Origin of the sequence: Streptomyces sp. NPDC002742, from assembly GCF_042888885.1 — a bacterium.
In the GTDB taxonomy this organism is placed as follows: Bacteria; Actinomycetota; Actinomycetes; order Streptomycetales; family Streptomycetaceae; genus Streptomyces.
Window position 1 is genome coordinate 44842 of record NZ_JBIAQF010000039.1, and the last position, 25458, is coordinate 70299.

Here is a 25458-nt window from a genome sequence, read left to right on the forward strand (position 1 = left end):
CAGCGGCACTCCCGGTCGAAGAAGGCTCCGCGGCCCGGTGCCCGCGTTTGCACGGGCCCGGTCAGGCCGCTTCCGTGGATGCTCGCGCCACCACCCCGTCGGATACACGGCGCCTGCACGGTCCGATCCTGCGGTCACGGAAGGTGACGGGGGCGCTGCCAGACAGCCTCCCGCCAGGTGGCAGCCGACGGGGAATCCGAACCGGCCCCTGCCAGATCACCGAGACGGACGACCCCGCCCGCAGAGACCGTTCGCCAACCGATCCAGTCGAGGCAGGTCAACGCACGCAAACCGACTGACGTCGCTGCCAAAGGACACCCATCCGTGGAAATGGGCGCCTCCCAAACTCATCGACAAGCGACGTCACTATCACTATTGCGGCCCTGGTCCACTTCCTCTTCCTCTTCCTCTTCCTCTTCCTGTGGTTGCGTACGCAGGGTGACTGTCGATCTTCGTTCCTGGCGGTGGCCTGGCTGTCACCGGTATCGGCTTGGATGGGCACGTGACTGTCTATGACGTAGCTCGCCAGCTCCCTGCCATCGCCGACCTGCGGGACCTGTGCCGTTCACTGGCGATGCTCGATGCGATCCTCAGCCCGGACTGGGAAGACCGGTACTACTCCATGAACGCCGATTGGGCCGACGGCGAGGAGATGGCCTCGATGCGCAACGGGTCGGGAAGCGAGTACTCCATCGTGTTCTCGACTGCCGGGGCTTATATACGTGGCTTCGACCATGAATCGCCGATGAGCCCGTACGGCAATGACGGCGAGCCCTGGCCTGGAGTGATCGACGAGGTCCCCGAGCCCTTCAAGCCCTTCGTCGAGGAGTCGGCGTTCACCGACGAGGACGGCGTCCCTGTCGTGACGGCCTGCTTGTGGCGGGGAGCGACGGACGATCGGTGGCATCACGGGACGATCGATTTCCCCGATCGCGCTGTCGATCCTGACGGAGCGACGGGCCTGTTCGAGCTCCTGGTCGACCGTTCGCCAGAAGCGTTCCAGCGCTTCGCCGAGGACTACTACGAGGTCCCCGTGGACCTGGAGGCCGTGAGCCAGGTGTATGCCTTGCGGCCGCTGAGTCCGGAGCTCGTGTCGTTGCTGAACCCTGAGGTCACCTTGACCGGCCTGGCCCAGGACATCTCCGAGGTCGGCTACCCGCAGCCGGACCAGGAGTCGGCCTGAACGCCATTTCGCGGGAAGTGAAACGCGGGCCTGTGTTGTTTCACGATCTCGATGGTCCAGGGGCCATAGCCAGTCAGGGCTACTGTGTGCGGCGGGCCATCGCAGACCGGCAAGAACGATTCGCTCACCGTGTCCGACCCCTCCATCAGCCCGCAGATGGCCAGCAGGTGGCCAGCAGCATATGGCGAGGCTTGGCGATCACGTCCTGAGGAGGATGCGCCTGCGGGGCAGATCAAGGTTGGCGCGGCCGTAGCCCATGCGCTTGAGGAGCTTGGCTCCGTCACCGTTCCGAGCAAGTCCTTGATGTAGTCACGGTGTTGGTCGAACTCGGCCCAGGTGACGTGCCGCAGCCCCCTGTCGACGAGGCTGGGAACCATCCCTCGATCAGCCCGGCCCAATCGGCCTCGGTCATCGGCGGCCCACCCGGAATGACCCCGGACGCCTCCGCCGGCGCCAGGTACTTCCTGGCCGTCTCGCGGTCCACCCCCAGCGACGCGGCCAGCGCGCTCTTCGAGCGGCCCGCGTACCAGTGGACGTAGATCTCGGTGATGCCGACCACGACGAACGTCCTCCTTGCCATCCGGGCTGCGCGTCGGCGTTCGGGACCCACTGGGCGAGGGCCATCCGCAGCTCCGCGATGACCAGGTCCCTCGATCCCGAACTCCCCCATACCCATAGCCAATCAGGAGGATTCAGAATAGAGATCGCATATCTATCAAACCTCCCCATCCGCCGAAAACCCGTTGACTGCGACACCCTCCTGCGGGGCGCGACCACCAAGGAACCCGATGCAAAGGTTCCATTGCAAGCATTCCTTTGCATCGCTATCTTTGTAGGCATGAACGCCCCCCAGGATTCGCACGTCCGCAATCTCGATGCCCGATCCCTACGTGGGCTCGCGCACCCGCTGCGCATGCAGCTGCTGGACGCCCTGCGCTTCGGCGGCCCCGCCACCGCGTCTCAACTCGCCGAAAAGCTGGGCGAGTCAAGCGGTGCGACCAGCTACCACCTGCGGCAGCTCGCCATTCACGGCTTCATTGAGGACGTCCCCGAGCGCGGCAAGGGGAGGGAGCGGTGGTGGAAGGCGGTCCACAAGGGCCTGCGCTTCGACGGCGCACTGCTCACGGACGCCAGCCCGGACGTGCGCGGGGCTGCCGACATGTATCTCCACGAGGTCGCCACCACCCAGACCCGGGACCTGTCGACCTGGCTCGGCAACCGTCAGGCATGGCCGGAGGAATGGAACCGCACCTGGGACATGAGCAGCGCGACACTGCGGCTGACGCCCGAACTGACCCAGGAACTCGTCGAGAAGCTGCACGCGCTCGTCGACACCTACCGCGACCGGGCCGCCCGCGAGGACGACGCCAACACCGCCCAGGTACGCATTCACACACACGCGTTCCCCGTCACCACGGAGTGAAAGGCCACAGCCCGATGCACCCCGAGACCCACCTTGCCCTGCACCATGTCCGCGCCGCCGAACTCCGCGCCGAAGCCGACGCGTACCGTCTCGCCGCAGCGGCCCTGCACCCCCGGCACCCCCGGGACCTCCGTACCCGTCTCGGCTGGGCCCTCGTGGAAGTCGGCCTGCGGCTGGCCGCCGCCCCCAAGGCGGCAGCCGCCATTCCTTAGCGCGTTCGCGACGGCCGCCCCGTGGGGAAACATGACCGTGCGGATGGGGAATTGGCTGACGCCGAGCCCACCTGAGGTGGGGCATTGCATGCCCGTCGACACGACTCTCCGCAACCCCAAGATCCGGGCGGGCAGCCTGTTGACAGCGGACAGGGTCTTCCCACGTACGGCCCGTTGCGAATGTGACGTTCAGTGACCACCCTCGGTGGGCGCCGCCCTGGGCGCGTCTGAGTCGGCTTCAGGCTAGGAATGCTTTCCGGAGGAGCTCAGCGAACTCGTCGGGGTGCGTGGTCAGGCCGGTGTGCCCGCCGGGGAAATGTAGGAGTTCCGTGCCGAGACGGTCGGCCAGGAAGGCGGCCGGCCGGTGGGGCAGCTCGCCGCGTGAGTCCTGGCCGCCGGCGAGCACGAGCCGGTTCGCCAGTGCCTCCAGTCGGTGGATGTCCGGGGCGTAGGACATGAAGCTCGGCACGATGCGCCCGACGAAGTAGGGCAGGTTGGTCATCGTCTGCTCAACCCGCGCCGCTGCCTGCGGCGGAAGCTGGATCTCCGCCTTCGGCTCGATGGATTCCCCGTCCTTCTTGAGACCTGCGGAGAACACGGCCATCGCCGGCATGAGCCCCTCTGTGTGGAACGTTGCCTGTACGCGTCCGAGGAACGCGCGGTGTTCGGGGGCGTCCGGCAGGACCTCCACTACCGGCGGCTCGTGTGCCACGACGCGTTCGACGCGTTCGGGACGGGCGGTGAGCAGGTGCAGCGCGGCGATCGCGCCCGAACTGGAACCGAACACCCGGGCAGGCTCATCGGGCGACAGCAGTTCCACCATCCGGAAGGCGTCGTCGGCGTGCTCGGCCACGCTCTGCTCGGCCTCGGGGTCGTCGAGCGTGCTTCGGGACATGCCGCGGGGGTCGTAGGTCGCGACGGTGTACTCGGCGGCCAAGCCCTCGGCGATGCCGTCGAAGGAAGCAGCGCCCCCCGCCCCTCCGGGGATCAGCAGCAGGAGCGGGCCCTGGCCGCGCACTTCGTAGTGCAGGGTTGCGCCGTTCACGCGCAGGCTGCCGATGGTCGGGTCGTTCATGCGGAGTCTCCTTCTTGGGACGGGGGCCAGTGCTCCAGGAGGGTGTGGAGAGCGTCGAGGGCTCGGACCCAGGACTGCTGCGGCGAACGCTCGTGCGCGAACCCGCCCGCGGCCTCCAAGGCGACGAAGCCGTGGAACGTGCTGCGCAGCAACCGAACCGCGTCGGTCAGGTCAGGCTCGGTGAGTCCGTAGCCGCGCAGCATGCCGTAGGTCAGCTCGACCGCGCGCCGCGGCCCGGCCGCTTTTGCGGCCAGCTCGGGGTCGATCCGGATCGGGGTCTGCGTCGCCATGTAGCGGCCTGGATGCGTGTGGGCGTACTCCCGCCAGGCGTCGGCGAACGCGACCAGTGCGTCCTTGCCTGCCCGTCCGGAGGTCGCCTCTGCGATACGGATGGTCTTCTCGTCTGCCGCCAGCAGCGCGATCCGTCCGCGCAGATCCTCCAGGCTGCGGACATGCGTGTAGAGGCTCGCATCCTTCACGGCGAGTCGCCGTGCCACCTGCGACATGGTCACCTGGCCGAGCCCGACCACGTCCGCCAGTTCGGCGCCCGCGAGCGTCACCCGTTCCGCTGTAAGTCCTGCCCGTGCCATGCACCCTCCTCATCTACCTAGGACCCCTAGTTTTAATCTAGAGGTCCTAGGAATGGCAAGTAGGAGGCATCACTCACGTGGGTACTGCTCCTGCGGATGGCTCACCACGTGCTCGCCCACCGTCGGATTCACGTCTCCGCCTGCGGCCAGACGGCCTCGTCGGCGCTCGACGCGCAGGTTCCGCCACGCCAATCAGCCACTGCGACGATCGCGGCCAGACGGCTCCCCACTACCGAGTTGGTGGGTGATAGCGGGTGATGCGTCGGTGCCGGCTGGTGGCATGATCCGGGTCCGGGTGTGCCGATCATGGTCGATCGGGCGGTTCTGGCGCACCGGCTGTTCACCGGGATCTCGCGGCGTCATCTTGCTTGCTGGTCGAGGAGTTGGCCGGGCCGTGGCGGGCCGGTGTCAAAGGCCGCCGTCATGCTGCGCGAGGCGGGGCAGGAAGCGTGCTGCGGGAGCCGGCGCCCGCCATCGTTTGGTGCTCGTCGACCGAGTGACGGCGACACTCATTTCATCTTCGGCACGACCTGCCGCACGCTGCCCTTGGGCTGCTGTTCGGGGTTGACCGCTCCACCGTCACCCACGCGATCGGCGGGATACGCACCCTCGTGGCCCGAGTGTGGATGCGCGCGCCGCCCGCCCCGGGCGGCAGGCGGCCTGCGGGAACCGTGTCCACTCCCGCCGCGAAACGGGCACATACCCCAAGACACTCCCCGGGCCGGACAACGCCAAGGGATTCAACACTGCCGAAGGACGGTCTGTGGGCTCAGTGGACACCTCTCCGCGCCATTACGTCTTCAGCGATGTGGACGAGACGTTGATCAACCGCAAGAGCATGTTCGACTTCCTCTCCTTCTACCTCACCCGGCGCTACGGACCCCAGGGAGCCCGGAGAGCGACCACTGTCCGGGAGGACCTGGCCGCCCGGGCCGCCGCGGGCGTCCCCCGGGAGGCGTCCAGCCGGACGTACTACCGGGCCTGGGCGGGACAATCCGCGTCGGACGTCACCCGCGAGGCGATCCAATGGCACAGAGAGCGCTCAGCGGACAACAGCTTCTACATTCCCCAGACGCGTGCCGCGCTCGCACGCCACCGCGCGGAGGGTGCCGCAGTCGTGCTGGTCTCCGGGGCCTTTCCAGCAGTGCTCGGACCCATCGCGCACGACGTGGGCGCCGCCCAGGTCCTGTGCACCGTCCCCGAGGAGCGCGACGGCGTACTGACCGGAGAAATCACCGGCCCGCCGATGCTCGGAAAAAACAAGCGCGGGGCGGTACGCGCCCTGCTGCGCGACAACCCCCACATCGACCCCGCCGAATGCTTCGCCTATGGAGACCACATATCCGACCTGCCCATGCTCACAGAAGTCGGACACCCAGTGATCGTCGGCCCCGGCAAAGAACTGGCAGCCGCACTGCCCACAGCCCAGCGACTGCACACAAAGCAGCCCCAATGACAGACGAGTCACAGATGAACCCGGCCACACACCGGGCACCGCACAACCCAAGAACCCCAGACACACCACTCGTTCACTTGAGAGGACGTTCTGAGCCGTTATGCCCGCTTCGGGTGTTGGCTTGGGCTGTGTTCTGGGCGTCCACGCGGTCACCCGCGCCAGGTGGGCGTGGTTTGGTCGGTGAGCCGGCGCGCTATCACGTCGATCATGACCCAGCGCACCCTGGACTCCGAGGTCTTCGGCCGGCTCTCGTAGTCCCGTACGAGCCGGCGGAACAGCATGAGGATGCCGAGTGTCCGCTCCACGATCCAGCGCTTGGCCTGCGGTCGAAGCCGGTGCCCTTGTCAGCGGGGTTGCGTTCGACGATCGCGATGTCGATGCCGACCGTGGTGCCGTGATCGACGAACGGTCTTCTTGAGGCCCTGGTCAACAGGGCCTTCTTGATTGCCCGTTGGGGGCGACCTGGCCGAGCAGTGCGATGCCGAACGCGTTGTCGTGGGCGCTTGCGGCCAGCACGGTCACGGCGATGACCAGGCCGAGGACGCCGACCGCCAGTCCGCGCTTGCGACCCGGCACCTTCCTGGCCGCGTCCCTCCCGGTCCTGGCCGCGGGGACGTTGACCGCCGCGTGGACGGACTGCGTGTCGATCACGACCAGGCTCGGGTCCTCCGACCGTCCGGCCCTTTCCCGAACCTGCCAGCGAAGCAGGTCATTGATCTCCACGTCTGTGACGACGTCCTAACGACCCCCACGCCCTGGTCCACCGCTACACCGATCTCGGCCGCACGCAAGAGGGCAGTACGGCGGTGGTTCTCGCCGAAGCGGTCGCGTCCCGTACCGCCGTGCGTGCGCGACAGGATTCCGATCACCGTGACTGGTCTCAGGTGCCGAAGATCCATGCCGAAAAGATCTCCTGACCGGCCGTCAGGGTGCAGCGACTCGGCACGCAGAGTGCCGAGTCGCCCGGCACGTCCGCTCCGGTGAAGACCGGCCGCACCTGCCTGCTCTGCCGCCTGCCTGCGCGCGGTGGGAAGACCTCGCCGCGCCGCTGCGGGCGCGACTGCTGGCCGACGCCGACGACGCGGTGCGTACGGCGGCGCTGCTCGCCCACCACGACAGCGTGCCCATGCCGCGCGAGGTTTTTGCCGAGCTGCCCGCGCCCCGGCGCGCGCTCGAACAGTGCCGTCTCTCGCCCGAGCTGGAGGCGGAGCTGGTCCGGGACGGGGACGCGGAGGTACGCCGAGCGCTGGCCGCCAATCCGCGGCTCGGTGCACACAGCGTCGCAGTCCTGGCCGAGGACCCATACGACGACATCCGCTCGGCGGTGGCGCTGCGGCCCGATCTCAGCGAGGAGCAGCGGGCCGCGGTGCGCTACGACTTCGACCCGACGTCGATGTCGCGCACTCTGCCCTGGGTCGAGGGCCTGCACGGTGACGCCGACGCGATGCGCCGCCTCGCCGTATCGTCGCATCCGCTCATCCGCCGAAGCGTGGCCCGTGCCCGGCGTCTTCCACCGGACGTCGTGGAGCGTCTGGCGCGGGACGAGGACCGGACGGTCCGCCTGTTCCTCGCCGAATCGTGCGATGACGCGCCGACCGAGATGCTGCTGGAGGTCTGGCGCTGGTGGGACGGCAGCTTCACTCACCCCGACCGCCCCCGCGGCCACCCCAACTTCCCCCGTACGGGCCTGCTGCGCTACGTCGGCGACCCCGGTGGGCGGATGCGCCGCCTGGCCCTGGACGATCCGGAGTCCACGCCTGCCGACGTCGCACATCTCGCCCGCGACCCGGAAGCCGAGGTGCGCCGCCGCGCGGCAGAGGACACCCGGCTGTCACCGGCTGACGCGGTGCGGCTGCTGAACGACCCAGCGGCCCACGTCCGCGACATCGCGATGCGCAATCCGCGGCTGCCGGCCCGCGTGCTTGCCGGGCTGCTGCACGACCGCGACACGGCATGCACTGCGGTCACCAATCCGGCGATCCCGGTCCCCGTCCTGCACCACATCCTGTCCGCGGCCGCGGCAGCCGTGGCAGCCCGGCGCTGAACATCGAAGCCCTGCTCCCCCGCTTCCGCCCCTACCCCAGCGTGCCGGGCGTCCCGGAACTCCTCCGCCTCGCGGCCACATGACGCTGGAGCGTCTCGGCGCCCGGATGTTTCGCCTCGAGAAGGGGACTTGAGGCAGTTCCCCGGTCAACTGGCGCGGTGAGGTCGATGGACTCGACCTCACTCTGAGGTTTCTGGGCAGCAAGCGCGCCCACGCCCACCGGGCCGCCGCGACAGCCGGTGTGGACCTGGGCATGCCCATACGGCCCCAGCCTGGACGCTGATCGAGCACAACGATCTGTGGACGGGGCTGACCTGCGACGACTGGCGTGGCAACAGCGACAGGTCAGCGAACATAAGGCGTCAGTGGGACGACTCCCAGGAATGGCCTGGCGCACGGTCAGCTCAACGCGTCACCACTATCGACGGTCGCCGCCCCGCCGACGAGGCCGCCCATCGCCAAGATCAACCCGCCGCGCGGGCCCGGGCAGCAGCAGCGGCTTCCGCCGCCTCCTGGAAGTCGACGATGGCCCCGCCGTAGTCCCTCGCCCAGTTCGTCAGGACCTCGATGGGCTCGACGAGGGTCCGGCCGAGGTCGGTGAGGCTGTACTCGACCCGCCGTGGCGCTTCGGCATGGCGTTCGACCAGACCGTACTGCTGGAGCCGGCGCAGCGTCTGGGTGAGGACCTTGCGCGAGATGCCGCCGATGAGGTCGACGAGCTCACCGTGCCTGCGAGGCTGATGGCTGAGCCCGAAGAGCACGAGCACGGCCCATTTGTCGGCGATGATCTCGACCGCCAGGCGCGTGGGGCAGTCGGCGAGGAAGGCTGGTCCAGCCACGTTCTGCATGAAAATCGAAGGTACCAGGAGGTAACCCGCGGCTCCGTAACGTCTTCCGCGAGCAACGAAACCAGCACCGGATGCGGAGGAGTCACCATGCCACGAGTCGTCGTGTTCGATGAGTTCGGCGGGCCGGATGTCATGCACGTCGTAGAGGAGCCGGTCGTCGAGCCCACCGCCGGCGAGGTACGGGTCAGGATCGAGGCGTTCGCCGTCAACCCGCTCGACCAGATGATGCGTTCCGGTACCTCGCCCGCAACCGTCCCCCTGCCACACGCTCGCCTCGGCGTCGAAGGGACCGGCGTCGTCGACGCGCTGGGCCCCGAGATCACCGGGCTGAAGATCGGCGATCCGGTCATTCTCACGGCCGTTCCGGACGCGAGCGCCAGGGGCAGCTACGCCGAATACACCACGGTCCCCGCGAGCCAGGTCGTCGCCCGGCCGGCCGGGCTCGGAATCACGGAGGCGGCGGCGATCTGGGTCGCGTACTCCACCGCCTACGGGGCGCTCGTCGAGAAGGCGAGGATACGGCCCGGCGACCACGTCCTCATCACTGCCGCGTCCGGCGGCGTCGGCCGGGCGGCAATGCAGATCGCCAATCAGATCGGTGCCGTGCCCATCGCCATCACTCGGCACACCGCGAGGAAGGACGACCTGCTCGCCGCCGGCGCCGCCGCGGTCATCGCCACCGACCGCATGGACGTCGTCGAAGCCGTCCGCCACCACACCGGCGGGACCGGCGCCGACATCGTCCTCGACGTTGTCATGGGCCCCGGCCAGCAGGATCTGCTGAAGGCGGCCCGTCCCGGCGGGACACTGGTCGCCGCGGGCTTCCTGGACCCTCGGCCCACGTCCTTCCCGAGAAGCGCGCCGCTCACGATCTTCAGCTACGGAAGCTTCGAGCACACCCTCGACGGCGTCGTGGTGAAACGCATGGCGGCCTTCCTGAACGCCGGTGTACGTCTCGGTGCACTGCGGCCCGCCATCGACAAGGTGTTCGCCCTCCACGATGTCGTCGAGGCACACCGCCACCTCGAGAAGGGGCTCCACGCCGGGAAGAAGATCGTCGTCACGGTCTAGGAAGGGACCAGAAGGAGCCGACTTCAGGGAAGTCGGGTGGCTCGCCGGTCAGACCGAGCAGGGACGGGCTGATGTGCTGGTAGGCGGGCTTGTCCGGGGTGGCTGTTCATCTGCTGCACCACGGTGGACACCGACAGGTGGGCGGGTGCGTGCCCGGCGGTGGCTCTGTTGCCACTGCCTGGCTGAGCAGGTCCGGGAACAGTCGGCATTGGGATCGCGCCCCCGCCCCTGAGTTCGGTCACTGGTTCCATCACCGTGTCGGACCCGCCCTTTGGCGCTGTCGCAGTAGATGCGTATACCTCGCCACGGTGGCCGGATCGGTCCGCCGCAGGTCGCGAAGATCACCGTAGGGAGTCTGCCGCAGTGAATCCGGCGTTTACCGCGACAGGCCGTGGGGTGGTGCGGATGCCAGCCGTGCCGCTGGTGGTAGTGGTGCGTGCCGAGGGCAGGCTTCGAACGCCTGGATCACCAGCCCTGAAAAGCGTCGGGAGGCCTTGACCTGGCTGGCGGTCGATGTGGCGTGGATCCCCTTGTTGGCCATGAGTATGAGAATCAGGTCGTCCAGGACGAAGTCGGACCGCAGGTGCCCCGCTTCCTTGGCTCGCTGAGCCAGTTCGGCGACTGCTTTCACCGTGTACTCACGGCCGGCGGCGACGTCCTTCACCTCCGGGTAGGTCGACAGGAAGGCTTCGGTGAAGCCCCGATCTCGTGCGTGCAGCTCACAGATCCTCTCGATCACCAGGCACAGGCCACGCCATGGATCGGGATCGGCGCACCCCTCGTCGACGATGGCGCGACATGCATTCAGCTGGTCCGCGAAGGCCTCGGTGACCAGCATCTGCTTGGTCGGGAAGCGGCGGTACAAGGTGGCAGGTCCCACGCCGGCGCGCCGCGCGACCTCCCGCATCGGCACGTCCAGGCCGTCGGTGGAGAACAGCGCTCGGGCCGCGTCGAGGATGCGTTCGCGGTTGTCCAGCGCGTCGGAGCGCAACGTATGAGGCAAACGGTCGGTCACCACTCTCACTTTACCTAAACGGACGGGGGCGTCCGTTACCGTCCGAGACGTAGAAGCTCTCGCGCTTGAGCTGTCCGGGAACCTGGAGACCACATTGAAGGCCATCTCGATCCAGACGTTCGGAAGTCCTGACGGTCTGGCTGTTGTCGACCTGCCGGTACCCGCGCCTGCTGCCGGGCAGGTACTGATAGCCACCGAGGCGGTGGGCGTCGGTGGTGTCGACACCCTGATCCGAAGCGGGGCTCTGGCCGCTTACGGCTTCGAGGAGGGCCACATCCCGGGCAGCGAGGTGGCGGGCACCGTGACCGCGGTCGGTGACGGCGTCGACGCGTCGTGGATCGGCCTGCGGGTGTGGGGCTTCACCGGCACCGGCGGAGGCTACGTCGAACAGGCCGTCGTACCGGTCGAGCAGATTCTTCCCCTGCCCGGCAGCCTGTCCGCCGCTGCCGCGGTGACGCTCGGCAGCTCCGGTGCGGTGGCCCACTTCGGGCTTCGCCACGCCCATTTCGCTCCCGGGGAGACGGTCTTGGTGCGTGGCGCGGCCGGCAGTATCGGGATCATGGCAGTGCAGCTCGCGGCTCGCGGTGGTGCCGCGGCGGTGGCGGTCACGACATCGTCGTCCGAGCGCGGCGAGCGGCTGCGCCGTCTCGGCGCGACCCACGTGCTGGACCGCTCCGGCGACGGAGGGGAAGGGGCTCCCGGGGGCTATGACGTCATCATCGACGTTGTGGCGGGTGAGGACATGCCGTCGTTCTTCGACAGGCTCAACCCGAACGGCCGCATGGTGGCCGTGGGCGCTGTCGCAGGTCAGCCGCCTGCGGACTTCGGAACGAAGATCATGGCGGCGTTCCAGAAGTCGATGTCCTTCGCCGCTTTCAGCGCAGCCACCGTCACCCCAGCCGACCTCAGTGCCGTACGCAGCAAGCAGTTCGGCGCAGCCAGCCGTGGCGAGATCGAAGCGGTGGTGCATGCACTGCTGCCGCTGGACGAAGCTGTGCTGGCGCACCAGAAGATGGACGCGGGTGAAGTCTTCGGCAGGATCGTGCTGACACCGTAGCCCCTGCCACCCGGCGGTGCAGCCGAGACCTGAACCCGTGCCCCAGTTGGAGACAGGATGCGACCGCATCGCTTCGCAGCGCCGTGGGGCATGAGGCGATACCGCGTCGATGAGGCGCATCCCCGGACGCTTCAAGGGAACTCGTCCGGTGGACGATCGCGGCCCCCGCATCGTCCGCTGGAAAGGACTTGAGTGATGGACGAACGGCAGACCCGTGGCAGTGGGCAGGGTGTGGGTGTGTGCAAGGCGTGTGGGAGCAGGCCGGCGGTGCCGTCCGAGGGCGGGGCGATGCTGTGCGAGCACTGCACCAGCCTGCTTGAGCTGCCTGACGGGGCGCGATTGGTGGAGGATGACGGGGCCGGAGTCCGGCGAGAGTTCGAAAACCGTGGCGGGCGACCGCGGAAGTGACGGTTTCCGCGCAAGCGGGAAACGGGCAGACGCGGGCTCGCCGACGAGCTCGCGGACATCAGCGTTCGGGTGCCGGCGTTCTGCGCCGCTCCACGCAGCCAGTCGGCGGCCGTCAGGGCGAGTGCGGTGGCATCCTCTTCGCGGTTGTGCCGAGGAGGTCCTCGACCCGGAAGGTGAGACCGCCCAGGGTTCGTCGTTGGTCTCCGGTGTCAGGTAGCCGCGCAGGCCGGTGCGGTGGCGTCCAGCTGCCCGCGCTCGGTCCGGGCGCATCTGCTGGGCTGACGGGGTTTCTCGAAATCGACCAGGGTTACTCCTCGCCTCACTCGATCAGGCGTTCAAGCGAGGGGGGAAGTTCGGTGAGCGCCCAGGGCGGAAGCGGCCTACGCATGACGCGCCCCCTGATGATCAAGGTGTTTGAAACCGTCGACCACGCAGAGGCCCTTCTGCATATCGGCTTTCACGGTCGCGGTCCTCGCCAGTCACCGTGACCGCTTCTCCAAACGTACGCCGTCGAAGCCCAACAGCTGCCGACCCGGGGGCCAGTGAACGTGCAGCCCGATCAGCGGCGCCGCCATGGCCACCGCTACCGCTCGACGCACTGCTGGTCCTGTGTGTTCGCTGTGCTCGGCCGTGCCTCGACGCCGGCCGCGAATCGCCCGTTGCGCGGCCGGCTCCCCCGAGGATGGCCGGGCCCGCCTTGGGCCTGGACTGAGCGGGAAGAGCGCGGAGGCGCTGGCGGTGTCAGTTCGCGGAGAAGGCTTGCGTGCGGTCTCGCACGATGATCTTGCCGGTGTTCTGACCGCTCAGCATTCCCAGGAACGCGTCCACGATGTGCTCGAACCCGTCAACCACCGTCTCGTCCAGAGCGAGTCGGCCGCTCTGCAGATGCGGTACCGCGAACTCGTACAACTCCTCCTGCATATCTAGGTGGTTGCTGACCAAGAAGCCCTCCAGGCGGATGCTCTTCTCGACGATGTCCGCGTAGTTGAAGCGCGGCGGTGGCGCGTCAGGAGTGTTGTACTGACTGATCGTGCCGATGCGGACGATGCGCCCGAACTCTCGCAGTGCTCCCACCGCTGCGGCCAACTGCTCACCGCCGACGTTGTCGACGAACAGGTCGATGCCGTCCGGTGCGGCCTTGCCGAGCAGTTCGGCGGCCGGACCGTCGTGGTAGTTGAAGACAGCGTCATAGCCAACCTCCCGCGTGAGATGGTCGGCCTTCGCCGCCGAGCCTGCGCTGCCTACGAGCCGTCCGGCGCCGAGCAGCCGGGCGAACCTCCCGGTCGCAGTGCCCACACCGCCCGCGGCGGCCGACACGAAAAGGTCCTCGCCCTCCTGGAGCCGGGCGATCTGGGTCAGGCCCACGTAGGCGGTCAGGCCTGTGCCACCGAGGACGCTCAAATATGCGGTCAGAGGCACTCTGTCGAAGCGGGGCAGCTGCCGGATCTCCTCGGGCGTGACCACTGCGTGCGTGCGCCAGCCCTGCCGGTGGAACACGATCTCGCCCTCGGCCAGACGAGGCGTACGCGAGGCGATGATTCGCCCGATGGTACGACCCTCCAGCGGTGCGTCGAGCGCGAAGCCGCCGGGCACGTCGTCCATCAACTCGCGGTGATAGGGGTCGACGGACCAGTAGAGGTTTTCCACAAGCGCGCTGTCTGCTGCGGGGGCGGAAACCATCGACTCGACGAAGGCGAAGTGCTTGGCGCTGGGAAAGCCGTGAGGGCGGGCGGTCTGGTGCACGGTGAGCGCGGTCTCGTTCATGACCGGACCGTAGGAAGGGAATACCCCTGGCGGGAAGCTCGTTGGGCTCATGCAAAACCCCGTTCCATGAACAGTTCTCATACGTTGAGGTGAGCACCCCGTGGCCCGCGCGACCGACTCCGATCTCGCCCCGCATGAACTGCGAGTCCTGCTGGCGGTCGCGGATACTGGCGGCTTCTCGGCCGCGGCCGAGACACTTGGTCTGACTCAGTCCGCGGTCTCCCACTCGGTTCGCGGCAGCGAGCGCAAGATCGGTACCGTGCTCTTCGAACGCGGCCGCACCGGCACCCGCCCCACCCCTGCCGGGGAGAAGGCCGTGGCGCACGCCCGCCGCATCCTGCGCCTGCTGGATGTCCTGATCACTGAGGCGCGCAGTGCGGCCCGATCCGACGCTGCGGAGGGGCCGCTGCGGATCGCGGCCTTCCGTAGCGCGGCTCTCCACCTGCTGCCGGCCGTCCTTCAGCGGCTGCGCGCCCGGCATCCCGGGATTGAGCCGCGGGTGCGGATCGTACGCGAGGTAGGGCGCGGAACCGCGGGCGAAGTGGCCGACGGAAAAGCCGACATCGGCATCGCCACGCTGGGTGGGTCCGGGCCGATTCTCCCGGGACTGGTCACCAACGGACTCTTTGAGGATCCGTATGCTCTGGTACACGTGGTGAATCACGTCGCCCCGCGTTCGCTGCCGCTGGTCGACTGGGCCGAAAACTGTGGCTCGTACACCCGCGACTGGTGGGCTGCACAGGACTGGATTCCGACGGCGACCGTCCTCGCCGAGGACGACGGAGCGGTGCTCTCCTTGGTGAGCGGAGGCCACGGAATGGCGATCATGCCTGCGCTCTCCTTGGTCGGAGCACCGAACTCGGTCGCGGTCACCGATCTCGGCCCCAAGCGTCCGACACGCCAGGTCGGCTATGTCACCACCTCCGAACTGGCCAGATCCGCCGTCGTGCGCGCCTTGGTGAGAGAACTGCGGACCACGGTCCCCCAGGGTGTGAGCCTTCTCAGCGTCGAGACTTGATCAGGTCGGTGCCCGGTAGTGGTCGACGGCCGCGGCCCGGTCGACCCCGCCGGATACGGTGAGTGAGAGCGCCGTGGCCACACTGAGAGGAGATTCCGCATGACGGGAACCAGGCGATTAGGCATGCCGACGGTGGCGTTCGCTCGGCTTGGGCGTGACCGTGGCGTCGGCTACTACGGCGCCGACGGCCTCTGCGGCAGGCGTGGCACGATCACAGCTCGCGGCGCCGGTGAAAGCGGCCACCACCTACTCCTGCACGTACAGGATTGACCCCGATACGATCTACCTGTAGGCCGGGTGGAGCACCACACTCACGACCAACACCAAATACGGCCAGGCCAACGACCGGGTCAAGGAAGTCCAGTGCCTGCTCAACCAGTGGGCCGCTGACCGCGGCTCCAGCTTCAGTCCCAAAGGCGTCGAGACGGGGAGTGATTGTCAAGAGTTGTGGATCAGCAGCGGCTCACCATGATTCGCGGCTCAGGTGCACGAGATCTTGGATGGTGCCCAGGCGGGTGTGCAGGGTGGGCTCCGGGGCCGGCGTATCGGTGAGCAAAAGGACCCGGACCGACGAGTGTTCCGGGGTGTAGAGGTCGTCCTGGCGGTCATCGCCGGGGATGGCGTTCGGCTGGATCTCGATGCGTCCGTAAGTGCCCTGGGCGAGGTGGTAGACACCCCGGTAGTCACTTTCGCGCTCGGTGAAGACCACATCGAGGTGGCCGGTGACGAGGCAGACCAGTTCACTCGCGGTGTGTGTGCTGGTGCCGTAGGTGTTGTAGTCGGTCATGGTGGCTGACCTTATGCCGCGAGCGTCTCGGGGCGTTCGAGGAGCTCGCCGCGTTCGAAGCGGGCTCCGGCCCTCACCAGGGCGACGAGGTGGGGTGCGTTGACGGCCCGCCATCGTGCCTGGGCGGACTCGACGAGCTTGAACACCATCGCCAGGGCGGCCGCGCGGGAGCCGGGTCCCTTGGTGGCCTTCGTCCGCAGCCGCACGGTCGCGAAGGTCGACTCGATCGGGTTCGTGGTCCGCAGATGGATCCAGCGTTCGGCGGGGAAGTCGTAGAAGGCCAGCAGCTCGGCCTCATCATCCGTGATCTTCTTGACGGCCTTGGGGAACTTCGCCTTGTACTGCTTCTCGAACCCCTTGACCGCCTTGGCCGCGTGCTCCTTGTCCTCGGCGTTGTAGATGTCCTGGATGCCTTCTTCGCCGCGGGCTGGGCCGACTTGGGCAGGCAGCCGAGGACGTTGGCCGTCTTGTGAACCCAACACCCCGTGCCTGCGCCTGTACTGGTAGACGGGCCGAGCCGGCTGCGTGCGCGGGGCACCGCGCCGATCACGGCATCCGGCCACGCCGGGAACCCACGGGCAGGCAGCCGTCAGTGCTCGCCTGCGTCATGTCGGGCAATTCCGCCGGAGCGCCACCCGGCCAGCCGACTCCGCACGAGGCGGGTTCGTACCGTACGCAGTCGAACGGACTCGTCTTGACGACGGTGACGCCCGGAATCATCACCGGCGCATGCCGGGGGCGTCGAGGCCGGTGCGGCGTTCCGAGCCCACTCGGCTTCGCGCCCTGCTGCGGGACCTGCCTACGGGGGCGAGGGGTCGCCTGCACCGTTCCCGGGGAGAGCGGCCGACAGCGACAGCGTCGCCGTCGTGTGTCGTGCGGTTCCTGCTGCGGGCGGGATCCGTATGGCCGCGGGTGTGGCTTAAATGACGCCCTGCTGGCCTCATGGAGAAGGGCGTCACCGAACTACTCGGAGCCCTGCTCCCCGGTTCCAGCCCTTCGCCAGCGCCCAGAGCGTACCCGAATTCCCCTACGTCGCGGCGGTATGCCGACGCGCATCGAATCCGGCGCGGTGAACTACTCCGGTCCACGGCTCCAAGACGGCTCCCTGTGTTCAGGGTTTCCAGTCCCTGTACGCAGGAAGGAAGCGATCCGCGTGTTCAGGGTTTCCAGGTACGCAGGAAGGAAGCGATCCGCGCGGCGGTGGAGCGCGGGTTGTTCAGCTCGTGGGCCAGTGCGGTGAGCTGTTCGCGTGTGGGGTTCACCGGAATGTTGCTGGCCTCGAGGTACATGACGGCGACCGCGCAGGCGACGGTGAGGTTGGAACGCTCCAGCCAGCGGCAGCGGCCCAGGCTGTGGACCAGGGCAGCGGCGCGGGCGTAGGCACCGTCGTAGACCGGCGTGTCGAGGAGTTCGCCCCGGTGACGGGCGACGGCGGCGATGGGCACGCCGTAGTCGTCGGGGGCCGGGTCGCGACGCCCGGCCCGTTCCGCCACTTCGAGGATCCAGGATTCGTCGACGTGCAGAATCACGCGGCGGCGCCCGGCCGCGGATCAGCGTACGGGGCGTCGAGCTGCTGCTCCAGATCGTCGAGGAACGTTCCGTGCTCATCGATGAGCCGCTGGGCGGCCGTCATCCCGGCAGCGCGGGCACCGGTGGTGTCCTCGATGATGAGCCGCTCCACGTACCTATTGAAATCCAGCCGACGAGCGGCCGCGGCGGCCTTTCCGGCCGCTAGCACTTCCTCTTCCAGCCGGACCTGCGTCTGCTTCCTCGTGGTATCCACCTCCCCATGGTAGCAGGGTGGTAGCAGGCGCGGACGTGGAACCAGCACGTAGACGCGTGGACCGCGGTCCCAGGTTTCGGTGACCTGTGGCGTCACCCCGGCAGACGCGAACGCGCCCGGCCTGATCCGGACTGGGCGTCCCCGCGAGTGATCATTGATCCTCTTGCTGCCACGCCGACAAGCCAACCGCCCGCTCGAAGTTGGTTCAGGGAAGCCACGGCCGGCTGGAGTCGTCCAGCTCGGGATGTCGAGGTTCACCTGAGAACTGGTGGGGCCGCGGCCGACGGCCGTGGCCCCACCGCTGAGGTCAGCTGTCCTGACCACCGTCCTGATCTTCACCGCGACTACGGCGACTACGGCGACGGCGGCTACGGATGATCTCTGATGCGATCACCACGATGGCCGACGCTGACGTCAAGACGGACTCACAGATCGACAGGTAGTTCTGCACCGGCTGGGCCAGGCCTTTCCGCCCGGGATCCAACGCATGACAGGACCCCGGACATTTGGTCCGGTTCCTGCCGTTGACCTCTACGTCGGCCGGCTGGCGCCTGACGGCAGTCCAGCGCAAAAGTCCCGTCTGGTGGCCCATTCTCGGCTGATCGCGTGTCAATCGCCGACACCGACCGATGGTGAGTACCCTCCCGCGCCAACGGCTACGGACCCTGAGGAACGGGCGCTCCACCCACACATGCTGACACGACGGCACTCAGACGTCGAACTCATATGTCAGAGCGGCTAGTTCAGAGCAGGTCGGCGTACAGCCTGGTGGTCAGCCGAAGGCCGGAGCCGCCGAGCAGCAGCCCCCACCAGGACCTGTCGTGCTCGTGCCAGAGACGGAAGGCGGCCAGCTCGATCGCCTCCAGCGGCAGCATCAGCGGCTCCTCCGAGTCCGCTCCGCCCAGAACTGCCGTCTGGAGTGTCCAGCCCCGGGGCACGCGGCGGCGGTGCGGTATGCGCGCCGAGCGGGCCGAACTGTGCCGTGGGCGCGAAGCGTCGCGCGCAGTGCAGCGCCGACCTGCATTCACGTGCGCCGGCCGTCCGCATCACCGTTTGCGGTGGTGCGGGCCCGGCCTATTCGTCCTGGCGGGTATCCGGTGCGGACTTCGATGCCGTCTGATGAGGTCGTCCGAAGCCCGGTTCGCGTCAGGGGGTTGAGGGGCGGCGGTGACGATGATTGCGCCGGCGGGACGGTCGGGGGTGGGCTGCGCCGCGTACTGACTGTGTGCTGTGAACCGGGTCTCCTGGCACGCGAGAGCCAGGGCGGCGGCCAGGTCCAGGTCCAGGACGGTGATGCCAGGAAGGGAAGCCAGCTGCTCGACGGTGCCGGGCCGGGCCCGGTCGGCTTCCACTGACGCGCGCGTCGGCTCCTCGGCGGCCGTGGGGGCGTATCCGGTTCCGCTCCGTCAATGCGGCCCGGGCCCGCTCGGCCGGGGTCAGCAGCGTCTCAGGCCCGCTGGAAGCGCTCATGCTTCACAGGTCACAGTCAACATCCGGGATCTCTACCGAACCCGGACCGGTTCAGATCAAGGTACGGCGGGCCGGTGGGGAGGGGCCCTGGTTCCGCGTGTTGACGGCAGATGTTCTTTCGGGGTTCGGGGACGAGTATGCCGAGCGGGTCGAGTTGCCTGTGCCGGACGAGTGCTCCTCCGGGCGGAGCGCGCGTCTCACACGTTCGTACGGCCATCCATGTCAGCCTCGTCTCCGGCGGGACATGATCTTGCAAGCGGCCGAGAAGCTCAGCGTCGACAATCCGTGGTGGTTCGCATGATTGACCTTTACGCGATCGGTTCCCAGCATCCGGGCACCGATCCCACCTGGACCACCATCGATGTCCAGGGCACCGTGAAGCAGCAGCCGATCGGGACGACGAAGGAACTCGCCGGGCTGGCCTACAACCCGTCGACGCGGCTCTACTACACCGTGGCACCGGCCAATGGCGCCGGTCCTCTCCTGTGCAGCCTGAGCACAGGAGGGACACTGCAGACCGTGGCTCCGGTCGGCGCGAAGCTGAACGGCGGTATCGCCTACCGCGGCACGGACAACTGCTTCTACGCGGTCGCGAACGGCTCCGACGGAATCGCCAGGTTCCATCAGGTCACGATGGGCGGCGGGACCTCCGAACTCTTCTCGGTCGCCGTGGGCGTGGTCAACGGCCTGACCTACGTGCAGGCAACCGACACGTTCTACGCCTTGATCACGCACGACGACTTCACATGGTTCTATTCGATCAAGCTGAGCGGAACCGTGACCGAGCTTTTCGGTGCGGGACTGCGCGTGTTCGGCGGTCTGTGCCACTCGCCGTCAGAAGACCGCTTCTACTTCGTGGCAAACCAGGCCGACGGCTTCTCTCGGCTGTGGACACTCGCGCTCAACGGCAGCGTCGTCGACCGGATGGGCCTCGGATTCCGGTTCAACCACGCCGGGATCAGCATGTCCCCGTGGTTCGGCGGGTCCGTGAACATCAAGAGTCCGCTCGAAGGAGAGCGTTTCGTCAGCGGCGAGAACACCGTGCTCGACGCCAACATCCTCAGTACGACCGGGCCGTCCTGGAACAGCGACGGCATCACCTGGGAGTCGGACCGTGACGGCCTGCTCGGCACGGGGGCGCCGACCGTCACGTTGTCACCAGGAACGCATGTGATCACCGCTTCCAAGGAGCGCCTGAAGCGGAGCATCAGCGTCCGCGTATTCGCCGATCTGTGGGAGCTGTACCGGGCGGCACCGGCGCAGGCGGAGATCGACCGTGTGCTCGGCGACTTCGCGTTCATCTGGGTGGACGGCGCTGCCGGTGATCCGTCCCGGCAGTGGGCGTCGTACCCCGGCTATCCGTTCGCCCAGACCTCCCCGAACCCGTCGCGGACCGCTGTCATCTGCAAGCTCGACGCGCTCCGGCATCAGCGGTTCCTCCAGCCCCTTCCATTCGGAACGGCCCAGAGCGCCTACGAACAGGTGCGCCTGAACACCCACACCGTCCGCGTCTCGCTGGATACCACGGGCAACACGGCAGGCGGCGGGGTGATGAACCTCGACCGCACGTTCACGCTGTGGTCGAACAACCCGGCGCAGCCGACCGTGGCCACCCCGTACATCCACTCGCTCTACCTGTTCATGCACGAGGCCCGCCACAACGAGGTGGGCGATCCCGGCCACACCTCATGCACCGCCTGGACAGGCGCCACCGGCACTCCGAACGGCATGGACGCGCAGTTCGACCCCGGCAGCGGCTTCACGCGTGCCGCGCTCTACCTCATGTGGATCTACAAGTACGGCCGCTACGACCCCGCGTCGATCCGCACGGAGGCGAAGGACGTCGCTGCGACCCTCAAGGATCGCTTCTGCGCCCGCCCCGCGAGCGCGAACCCCCTGGTGAAGGCGCTGCTCGCCGAATTGTGGAACGCTTAGCCGAATTGCGGAACGCTTAGACGGGGCGATTGGGAATCGGTACTCCAGCCGCAGATCGTGATCTTCATCCCTGGGATGCGGCATTTTGGCGGTAAACAGCAACGTCGACCGCGGACACCGGCCATTGCAGTGCGTGGCGCCTTCCGATTCCAGCGACTCATCCTCCGCTAGGAAATCGTTGCCGGTCCGAGACGGCGGCGACGTGCTCGCTGTCGGCAAGTCGCTCCGCAGTAGCGGGCCGGGCGGCCAGTGGGCCGGGCGTCGAGCCGGGTCCCGCACTGCTCGCACCGTGGCGCCGCGTGAAGCGTGCCGGGCGCGTCACGAAACACCCGCCCTTCCGTGACGGATCCGGAATTCCGCAGGCTCTCCAGCGCCAGCCGCACCATGCGGGTGCCGCCGTTCCGGTCGTGGTGGGCGCCCCGCATCGTCGCGCACCCGACGGTGAGCGCGGCGACGTCGTCCGCGCTGACGTCAGTGCGGACCCCGCCGACCTGCTGGGCTGCGCGGAGCAGCTCGTCGAGTGCCTGGCGGAACCGTCGCGCCGACGCGGCCAGGCTCGGGCGCGGCCAGCTCGTGTCCGTGGTCAAGGCGTCGCACGCGTGCTTACGCCCGTGGGACGTGTCGACGACCTCCAAGAGGAAGCCGAAGAACGCCGCAACAGGGTCAGTGCGGGCTTCCCACCGTCGAGCGGCGTCCACCAGGTCGTCGACCTGCTGGACGAGTACGGCCTCCAGCAGGATCTCCTTGCTCGGGAAGTGCCGGTACACGGTGCCGGCACCGACCCCCGCCTGCCGTGCGATCGCGCCGAGCGAGATGTCCAGGCCGTGCTCGTCGAACGCCCGGGAAGCGGCGGCGAGGACCTTCGTACGATTGCGGCGGGCATCGGCCCGGCCGACGTCGTGGGGGGCTGCGGTCATGTCACGAAATCCCTTGTCCGTCGGACTCAACCGGGTGGAGCATTCCACATCGACCCCGGGCCCAACCCGACCGTGCCCACCGACAATCCCGGGGTGGAGGACGACATGACCACTGACCGCTTGGTCGTAGTGACCGGTGCGACCGGTCGGCAGGGCGGCGCCACCGCACGTCGGCTCCTGGCCGCCGGCAGGCCGGTGCGCGCGCTCGTGCGGGACACGACCGCCCCCGCCGCCAAGGCACTCGAGACCGCCGGGGCCGAACTCGTCCGCGGCGACTTCGACGACCCCTCAAGTCTGCCTGCGGCGCTGGAGGGAGCAGCGGCACTGTTCGCCGTACCGCCCGTGGCATTTGGGCCGGCCGGCTCCGACGTGGAACGGGAGTTCGCCCGGGGCCGGGCACTGATCGATGCCGCGGCCGCCGTGGGGGTCGAGCACGTCGTGTTCACGGGCGTGGCGTCCACACCGGGTCGTCCGGGTGGCTCCGAGGGGAAGAAACGCATCGAGGACCACCTGCGTGAGCGGATCCGGTCGGTGACCGTGCTGCGCCCGGTGCGCTTCATGTCGAACTATCTCGGTTCGACACCCATCGGTCTCGACGGCATCTTCCACGGCGTGCACCGGCACATCTTCCCGCCGGACGAACCTGTCCAGATCATCGCGGTGGAGGACATCGCCGAATTCGCCGCGCTGGCCTTCGACCAGCCGGACCGGTTCGCGGGACGGAGTCTGGAGCTGGCCGGGGACGCCCCCACCCCGGCCGAGGCGGTTGCCGCGATCAGCGAGGCCACCGGTACCGCGGTGCGCTACGAGCAGATCACCCCCGCCGAAGCCGCCGCGCTCAACCCCGAGATCGCCCAGGCCCGGGAGCGCTGGGCAGCCGGATCGCGTTGGCACGCCGACATCGAGGTACTGCGCATCATCCACCCCGGACTGCGTACGCTCGCAGGCTGGCTCACCGAATCCGGCGCCGCCCTGCGGCGGAAGCGACTCCTCGAAACCGCCTAGTACCCCAGCTGTTGGCCGTGATCTTGCTAATCGAAGCCGGTGCGGACATGGGTGCGGCCACCGTTGATCATCGCGAGTTCTGTGGACTGACGAAGAGACGGTGGCTGCAGGTCACAACATAGATCCCGCGCGTTGGCGGGGGGCGTTCGAGGTGGCCATAGGCCGTATCGCGGGCCGGTTCGCGCAGGTCGAACCCCACCTGCGGGCCGGGCGGTTGGTGATGGGCCTGCTGTCTTCGCGACCAAGCCGGAACTGGCCGGGGTGATGATCGAACGGTTCCTGGGCGCCGGGCGCCGCGTCGGCTGGGTCACGGTGACGAGGTCTACGGCGGCAACCCGAAACTACGGGTCGCCTTGGAAGAACACGGCATCGGCTATGTGCTCGCGGCGGCCTGCTCGGCCGAAGTGCCCACCGCCGCAGGCACGTTCCGAGCCGATGCCCTGGCGCGGAAGGTGCCGAAACGGGCCTGACAGAAGCCCTCGGCCGGACGCGGCGCAAAGGGACAGCGGTTCTACGACTGGGCCGTCATCGACCTCACCAACCCGTCGCCGGGCCGCCACCAGCTGCTGATCCGCCGCAACCGCACCACCGGCGAACTCGCCTGCTACCGCTGTCACTCCATCACGCCGGCACCCCTGCCCACCCTGGTCAAGGTCGCAGGTTTCCAGATGGCGAGTGGAAGAGACCTTCCAGAGCGACAAGGGACTTAGCCGGGCTGGATGAGCACCAGGTTCGCCGCTACCCCTTCTGGACCCGCTGGGTCACCCTCGCCATGCTCGCCCACGCATTCCTCGCCGTCGTCCGCGCCGACGAACACGCACACCGCTCCACGTCCGACGACCTGATCCCGCTGACCTGCAACGAGATCCGGCGCCTGTTCATCGCTGTCGCTGTCCGGCCCGATCACAGCCCGGCCCACCGGCTCAACTGGTCCGCCTGGCGACGCCGCCGTCCCGGCCGTCGGCGTCGACGGGCGGGACGGTCCGGGCGAGCTCGAGGATCCGACACCTTGAGGGGGGACTGCGCTGTCGGTGGGTACTGCCAGGATGGCTGGCATGACGATCAAAGCAGTAGCACGTCACACAGTCGTGGAAGAGCGGATCGCCCAGGCCCTTGAGGACATGTGGAGTCGGGCCTTCGGCCGGTGGCACGAGATGCGTTACGGCGACATGCCGCTACAGCGAGGGCTCAGGGACCTCGGCGAGGAGCTGGCCGACCACGTCGCCGCGCGCACCGTACCCGACCCGGCCCTGCGTACGTCCGACTCTCGCACCGCCCTGATCACAGCCGCGGAGTGCGCCCTGGGCGTGCTGAGTCTCGCGTGTTTCCCCGACGGCGACTTCTCGGTCCCTCTCCCGCTCGTGACGAAGACCCTCAGCAGCGAGGAGCTGCACTATGAGGAGGAGTGGGAGCCGGACCACCCGGCAACCACGGCACGGACGTGGACCGATGCGTTCGCGTGGTCCGTGATCAGCGGGCTGATATGGGAGCGGGACCGGGTGATAGGCCCCCTGCTGTGCGATGACTATGCGCCCGACATCCGTGACGGCGTTCCGTACTCGAAGCGGGAGTCGGTGTCGGACCCGGCCGATCTCGCCGAGATGGACGCCCTGTGCGGCTACCTGAACGTCGTCCAGGGACGCTATCCCGGCGCACTTCCCGGGCTGGTACCGCTGGGCAAGCCGGATCATGCCGAGCGGGCGCGCGCGGCCGAACAGCTCGACGCGGCCGGGACACTGACTGGGGACCAACAGCTGTTGCGCGTCCTGCTCGACGACGACCAGGCCGCGTTCGAGAGGGCCCTTGAGGAACGACTCGTAGCGCACCGCGAGAGCGTCGGCGCCGACCCGGCTGCCCGGAGCCTCCTTCCGGTGGGCGCCGCCACGCTGGCCGCCCTCGCCTGCCTTGCGCACGGCTGGCAATTGGGCATCCGGTCCGCCTATCTGCCCGAAGGGCTGCTGGCTGCCCCGCAGCTGTAGGCAGCCGCCGGGCCGCCGCCACCCCCGCCGCGTGGGAAGGGGCGCCCCCGCCAGACGGCCGAGCAGTCGGGTAGCCGGGACGCATTGCTGCGCCCCGGCCCCCTCAGAACCGGACGTGCGAGTCATCCCCGCATCCGGCTCAAGCTGGCCTGTGGCTGCCGGTGGGTGTCAAGCTTCCGGTCGCCAGCGTGTACCTGGCGATGACAGGTCGTGTGGATCAGCTCCAGGTTGCTCGGGTGATCACTGCCGCCCTTGCTGCGGTAGGTCAGGTGGTGCACGTGGATCGCCCGGAGGCTCCCCGTGAACCACTTGACCCAGTCCTGAGAAGGCTTCCGCATACCGGTCGATGGGCGTGGTCAGTCGAACTGGGTTCTGGATCGGGTGATCGCGGCGGCGCCGGTGCATGAAGACAGGGTCC

Annotated in this window: 26 protein-coding genes and 4 pseudogenes; 13 read left to right on the plus strand and 17 right to left on the minus strand. The window is 68.3% G+C overall.

Annotated features, from left to right (window positions below; translation table 11 throughout):
• Positions 1 to 502 precede the first annotated feature (502 nt).
• Positions 503 to 1183, plus strand: a complete 681-nt coding sequence (locus ACFYW8_RS40575) for a hypothetical protein (RefSeq protein ID WP_365880823.1) — start codon at positions 503 to 505, stop codon at positions 1181 to 1183.
• 280 nt (positions 1184 to 1463) lie between these two features.
• On the opposite strand, the gene ACFYW8_RS40580 is transcribed toward ACFYW8_RS40575, so the two are convergent.
• Positions 1464 to 1742: a hypothetical protein gene (locus tag ACFYW8_RS40580; protein WP_389091072.1), complete on the minus strand. Its 279-nt coding sequence runs from the start codon at positions 1740 to 1742 to the stop codon at positions 1464 to 1466.
• Positions 1743 to 2021: 279 nt separating this feature from the next.
• Here ACFYW8_RS40580 and ACFYW8_RS40585 point away from each other — a divergent pair, with 279 nt between their 5' ends.
• Both ACFYW8_RS40585 and ACFYW8_RS40590 read left to right on the plus strand, forming a co-directional pair.
• Positions 2022 to 2606 (plus strand): ArsR/SmtB family transcription factor, encoded by a 585-nt coding sequence (locus tag ACFYW8_RS40585; RefSeq protein ID WP_389091075.1) that lies wholly within the window; start codon positions 2022 to 2024, stop codon positions 2604 to 2606.
• A 14-nt stretch (positions 2607 to 2620) separates the two neighbouring features.
• On the plus strand, positions 2621 to 2818 hold the full coding sequence (locus ACFYW8_RS40590; protein WP_389091080.1) for a hypothetical protein: 198 nt from the start codon (positions 2621 to 2623) through the stop codon (positions 2816 to 2818).
• 238 nt (positions 2819 to 3056) lie between these two features.
• Here ACFYW8_RS40590 and ACFYW8_RS40595 read toward each other — a convergent pair whose 3' ends face one another.
• A complete protein-coding gene (locus tag ACFYW8_RS40595) occupies positions 3057 to 3893 on the minus strand; it encodes an alpha/beta fold hydrolase (RefSeq protein ID WP_389091084.1) in 837 nt (278 codons plus the stop codon).
• Positions 3890 to 4483 carry a TetR/AcrR family transcriptional regulator gene (locus tag ACFYW8_RS40600; protein ID WP_389091088.1) on the minus strand — a complete coding sequence of 198 codons (594 nt, stop codon included), beginning with the start codon at positions 4481 to 4483 and terminating at the stop codon, positions 3890 to 3892. Before ACFYW8_RS40600 ends, ACFYW8_RS40595 begins: the two co-directional genes overlap by 4 nt.
• Before the next feature lie 306 nt (positions 4484 to 4789).
• Between ACFYW8_RS40600 and ACFYW8_RS40605 the strand changes: the two are divergent.
• Positions 4790 to 5139, plus strand: a pseudogene (locus ACFYW8_RS40605) (transposase family protein); the annotation flags it as partial.
• 107 nt (positions 5140 to 5246) lie between these two features.
• Positions 5247 to 5939 (plus strand): HAD family hydrolase, encoded by a 693-nt coding sequence (locus ACFYW8_RS40610; RefSeq protein ID WP_389091092.1) that lies wholly within the window; start codon positions 5247 to 5249, stop codon positions 5937 to 5939.
• A 149-nt stretch (positions 5940 to 6088) separates the two neighbouring features.
• Here the strand turns inward: ACFYW8_RS40610 and ACFYW8_RS40615 are convergent, their stop codons facing one another.
• The 3 genes from ACFYW8_RS40615 to ACFYW8_RS40625 all read right to left on the minus strand — a co-directional run bounded on the left by ACFYW8_RS40615 (position 6089) and on the right by ACFYW8_RS40625 (position 7050).
• Positions 6089 to 6244 carry a hypothetical protein gene (locus ACFYW8_RS40615; protein ID WP_389091096.1) on the minus strand — a complete coding sequence of 52 codons (156 nt, stop codon included), beginning with the start codon at positions 6242 to 6244 and terminating at the stop codon, positions 6089 to 6091.
• A gap of 121 nt (positions 6245 to 6365) precedes the next feature.
• Positions 6366 to 6662 carry a transposase gene (locus ACFYW8_RS40620; RefSeq protein WP_389091101.1) on the minus strand — a complete coding sequence of 99 codons (297 nt, stop codon included), beginning with the start codon at positions 6660 to 6662 and terminating at the stop codon, positions 6366 to 6368.
• Between the two features lie 157 nt (positions 6663 to 6819).
• Complete coding sequence (locus ACFYW8_RS40625) at positions 6820 to 7050, minus strand: hypothetical protein (RefSeq protein ID WP_389091106.1); 231 nt, start codon at positions 7048 to 7050, stop codon at positions 6820 to 6822.
• Between the two features lie 15 nt (positions 7051 to 7065).
• Here ACFYW8_RS40625 and ACFYW8_RS40630 point away from each other — a divergent pair, with 15 nt between their 5' ends.
• On the plus strand, positions 7066 to 7983 hold the full coding sequence (locus tag ACFYW8_RS40630; protein ID WP_389091111.1) for a hypothetical protein: 918 nt from the start codon (positions 7066 to 7068) through the stop codon (positions 7981 to 7983).
• A 464-nt stretch (positions 7984 to 8447) separates the two neighbouring features.
• Here ACFYW8_RS40630 and ACFYW8_RS40635 read toward each other — a convergent pair whose 3' ends face one another.
• Positions 8448 to 8831, minus strand: a complete 384-nt coding sequence (locus ACFYW8_RS40635) for a winged helix-turn-helix transcriptional regulator (RefSeq protein ID WP_389091115.1) — start codon at positions 8829 to 8831, stop codon at positions 8448 to 8450.
• Between the two features lie 87 nt (positions 8832 to 8918).
• On the opposite strand from ACFYW8_RS40635, the gene ACFYW8_RS40640 reads away from it, so the two are divergent.
• Entirely contained in the window at positions 8919 to 9902 is a 984-nt protein-coding gene (locus ACFYW8_RS40640; protein ID WP_365875053.1) for a zinc-dependent alcohol dehydrogenase family protein, read from the plus strand.
• Between the two features lie 376 nt (positions 9903 to 10278).
• Here the strand turns inward: ACFYW8_RS40640 and ACFYW8_RS40645 are convergent, their stop codons facing one another.
• Positions 10279 to 10917: a TetR/AcrR family transcriptional regulator gene (locus ACFYW8_RS40645; RefSeq protein WP_389091121.1), complete on the minus strand. Its 639-nt coding sequence runs from the start codon at positions 10915 to 10917 to the stop codon at positions 10279 to 10281.
• 94 nt (positions 10918 to 11011) lie between these two features.
• On the opposite strand from ACFYW8_RS40645, the gene ACFYW8_RS40650 reads away from it, so the two are divergent.
• Complete coding sequence (locus ACFYW8_RS40650) at positions 11012 to 11974, plus strand: zinc-binding dehydrogenase (RefSeq protein WP_389091126.1); 963 nt, start codon at positions 11012 to 11014, stop codon at positions 11972 to 11974.
• Between the two features lie 1149 nt (positions 11975 to 13123).
• Here ACFYW8_RS40650 and ACFYW8_RS40655 read toward each other — a convergent pair.
• Positions 13124 to 14146 (minus strand): NADP-dependent oxidoreductase, encoded by a 1023-nt coding sequence (locus ACFYW8_RS40655; protein ID WP_389091131.1) that lies wholly within the window; start codon positions 14144 to 14146, stop codon positions 13124 to 13126.
• A 100-nt stretch (positions 14147 to 14246) separates the two neighbouring features.
• Here ACFYW8_RS40655 and ACFYW8_RS40660 point away from each other — a divergent pair, with 100 nt between their 5' ends.
• Positions 14247 to 15164, plus strand: coding sequence for a LysR family transcriptional regulator (locus ACFYW8_RS40660; protein ID WP_389091136.1), 918 nt, complete (start codon positions 14247 to 14249; stop codon positions 15162 to 15164).
• A gap of 463 nt (positions 15165 to 15627) precedes the next feature.
• Here the strand turns inward: ACFYW8_RS40660 and ACFYW8_RS40665 are convergent, their stop codons facing one another.
• From ACFYW8_RS40665 to ACFYW8_RS40690, 6 genes and pseudogenes are all read right to left on the minus strand, one after another.
• Complete coding sequence (locus ACFYW8_RS40665; RefSeq protein ID WP_389091140.1) at positions 15628 to 15951, minus strand: hypothetical protein; 324 nt, start codon at positions 15949 to 15951, stop codon at positions 15628 to 15630.
• 11 nt (positions 15952 to 15962) lie between these two features.
• A pseudogene (locus ACFYW8_RS40670) lies at positions 15963 to 16432 on the minus strand (transposase); the annotation flags it as partial.
• Between the two features lie 676 nt (positions 16433 to 17108).
• Positions 17109 to 17480 (minus strand): fic family toxin-antitoxin system, toxin component, encoded by a 372-nt coding sequence (locus tag ACFYW8_RS40675; protein WP_365875041.1) that lies wholly within the window; start codon positions 17478 to 17480, stop codon positions 17109 to 17111.
• Positions 17477 to 17734 (minus strand): hypothetical protein, encoded by a 258-nt coding sequence (locus ACFYW8_RS40680; protein WP_365875039.1) that lies wholly within the window; start codon positions 17732 to 17734, stop codon positions 17477 to 17479. The genes ACFYW8_RS40675 and ACFYW8_RS40680 overlap by 4 nt, the downstream gene beginning before the upstream one ends.
• Before the next feature lie 743 nt (positions 17735 to 18477).
• Positions 18478 to 18609 (minus strand): hypothetical protein, encoded by a 132-nt coding sequence (locus tag ACFYW8_RS40685; RefSeq protein WP_389091148.1) that lies wholly within the window; start codon positions 18607 to 18609, stop codon positions 18478 to 18480.
• Between the two features lie 171 nt (positions 18610 to 18780).
• A pseudogene (locus ACFYW8_RS40690) lies at positions 18781 to 19101 on the minus strand (hypothetical protein); the annotation flags it as partial.
• Positions 19102 to 19501: 400 nt separating this feature from the next.
• Between ACFYW8_RS40690 and ACFYW8_RS40695 the strand changes: the two are divergent.
• Positions 19502 to 21139, plus strand: a complete 1638-nt coding sequence (locus ACFYW8_RS40695) for a hypothetical protein (RefSeq protein ID WP_389091153.1) — start codon at positions 19502 to 19504, stop codon at positions 21137 to 21139.
• A 167-nt stretch (positions 21140 to 21306) separates the two neighbouring features.
• On the opposite strand, the gene ACFYW8_RS40700 is transcribed toward ACFYW8_RS40695, so the two are convergent.
• On the minus strand, positions 21307 to 22056 hold the full coding sequence (locus ACFYW8_RS40700; RefSeq protein WP_389091155.1) for a TetR/AcrR family transcriptional regulator: 750 nt from the start codon (positions 22054 to 22056) through the stop codon (positions 21307 to 21309).
• Between the two features lie 105 nt (positions 22057 to 22161).
• Between ACFYW8_RS40700 and ACFYW8_RS40705 the strand changes: the two genes are divergently transcribed.
• The 3 genes and pseudogenes from ACFYW8_RS40705 (at position 22162) to ACFYW8_RS40715 (ending at position 25040) form a co-directional block, all read left to right on the plus strand.
• Complete coding sequence (locus tag ACFYW8_RS40705) at positions 22162 to 23061, plus strand: NmrA/HSCARG family protein (RefSeq protein ID WP_389091159.1); 900 nt, start codon at positions 22162 to 22164, stop codon at positions 23059 to 23061.
• A gap of 195 nt (positions 23062 to 23256) precedes the next feature.
• A pseudogene (locus ACFYW8_RS40710) lies at positions 23257 to 24022 on the plus strand (IS701 family transposase); the annotation flags it as partial.
• A gap of 94 nt (positions 24023 to 24116) precedes the next feature.
• A complete protein-coding gene (locus tag ACFYW8_RS40715) occupies positions 24117 to 25040 on the plus strand; it encodes an immunity 49 family protein (protein ID WP_389091162.1) in 924 nt (307 codons plus the stop codon).
• A 122-nt stretch (positions 25041 to 25162) separates the two neighbouring features.
• Here ACFYW8_RS40715 and ACFYW8_RS40720 read toward each other — a convergent pair whose 3' ends face one another.
• Positions 25163 to 25378, minus strand: a complete 216-nt coding sequence (locus ACFYW8_RS40720) for an HNH endonuclease (protein ID WP_389091164.1) — start codon at positions 25376 to 25378, stop codon at positions 25163 to 25165.
• Positions 25379 to 25458 lie beyond the last annotated feature (80 nt).

Bases quoted from the DNA above. Each gene is read 5' to 3' on its own strand.
- ACFYW8_RS40720 (WP_389091164.1), bottom strand. From the start codon at position 25,378: ATGCGGAAGCCTTCTCAGGACTGGGTCAAGTGGTTCACGGGGAGCCTC.
- ACFYW8_RS40685 (WP_389091148.1), bottom strand. From the start codon at position 18,609: ATGCTGCCGCTGGAGGCGATCGAGCTGGCCGCCTTCCGTCTCTGGCAC.
- ACFYW8_RS40695 (WP_389091153.1), top strand. From the start codon at position 19,502: ATGATTGACCTTTACGCGATCGGTTCCCAGCATCCGGGCACCGATCCC.
- ACFYW8_RS40700 (WP_389091155.1), bottom strand. From the start codon at position 22,056: ATGACCGCAGCCCCCCACGACGTCGGCCGGGCCGATGCCCGCCGCAAT.
- ACFYW8_RS40590 (WP_389091080.1), top strand. From the start codon at position 2,621: ATGCACCCCGAGACCCACCTTGCCCTGCACCATGTCCGCGCCGCCGAA.
- ACFYW8_RS40635 (WP_389091115.1), bottom strand. From the start codon at position 8,831: ATGCAGAACGTGGCTGGACCAGCCTTCCTCGCCGACTGCCCCACGCGC.
- ACFYW8_RS40600 (WP_389091088.1), bottom strand. From the start codon at position 4,483: ATGGCACGGGCAGGACTTACAGCGGAACGGGTGACGCTCGCGGGCGCC.
- ACFYW8_RS40665 (WP_389091140.1), bottom strand. From the start codon at position 15,951: ATGACCGACTACAACACCTACGGCACCAGCACACACACCGCGAGTGAA.
- ACFYW8_RS40655 (WP_389091131.1), bottom strand. From the start codon at position 14,146: ATGAACGAGACCGCGCTCACCGTGCACCAGACCGCCCGCCCTCACGGC.
- ACFYW8_RS40715 (WP_389091162.1), top strand. From the start codon at position 24,117: ATGACGATCAAAGCAGTAGCACGTCACACAGTCGTGGAAGAGCGGATC.
- ACFYW8_RS40630 (WP_389091111.1), top strand. From the start codon at position 7,066: ATGCCGCGCGAGGTTTTTGCCGAGCTGCCCGCGCCCCGGCGCGCGCTC.
- ACFYW8_RS40585 (WP_389091075.1), top strand. From the start codon at position 2,022: ATGAACGCCCCCCAGGATTCGCACGTCCGCAATCTCGATGCCCGATCC.
- ACFYW8_RS40705 (WP_389091159.1), top strand. From the start codon at position 22,162: ATGACCACTGACCGCTTGGTCGTAGTGACCGGTGCGACCGGTCGGCAG.
- ACFYW8_RS40640 (WP_365875053.1), top strand. From the start codon at position 8,919: ATGCCACGAGTCGTCGTGTTCGATGAGTTCGGCGGGCCGGATGTCATG.
- ACFYW8_RS40595 (WP_389091084.1), bottom strand. From the start codon at position 3,893: ATGAACGACCCGACCATCGGCAGCCTGCGCGTGAACGGCGCAACCCTG.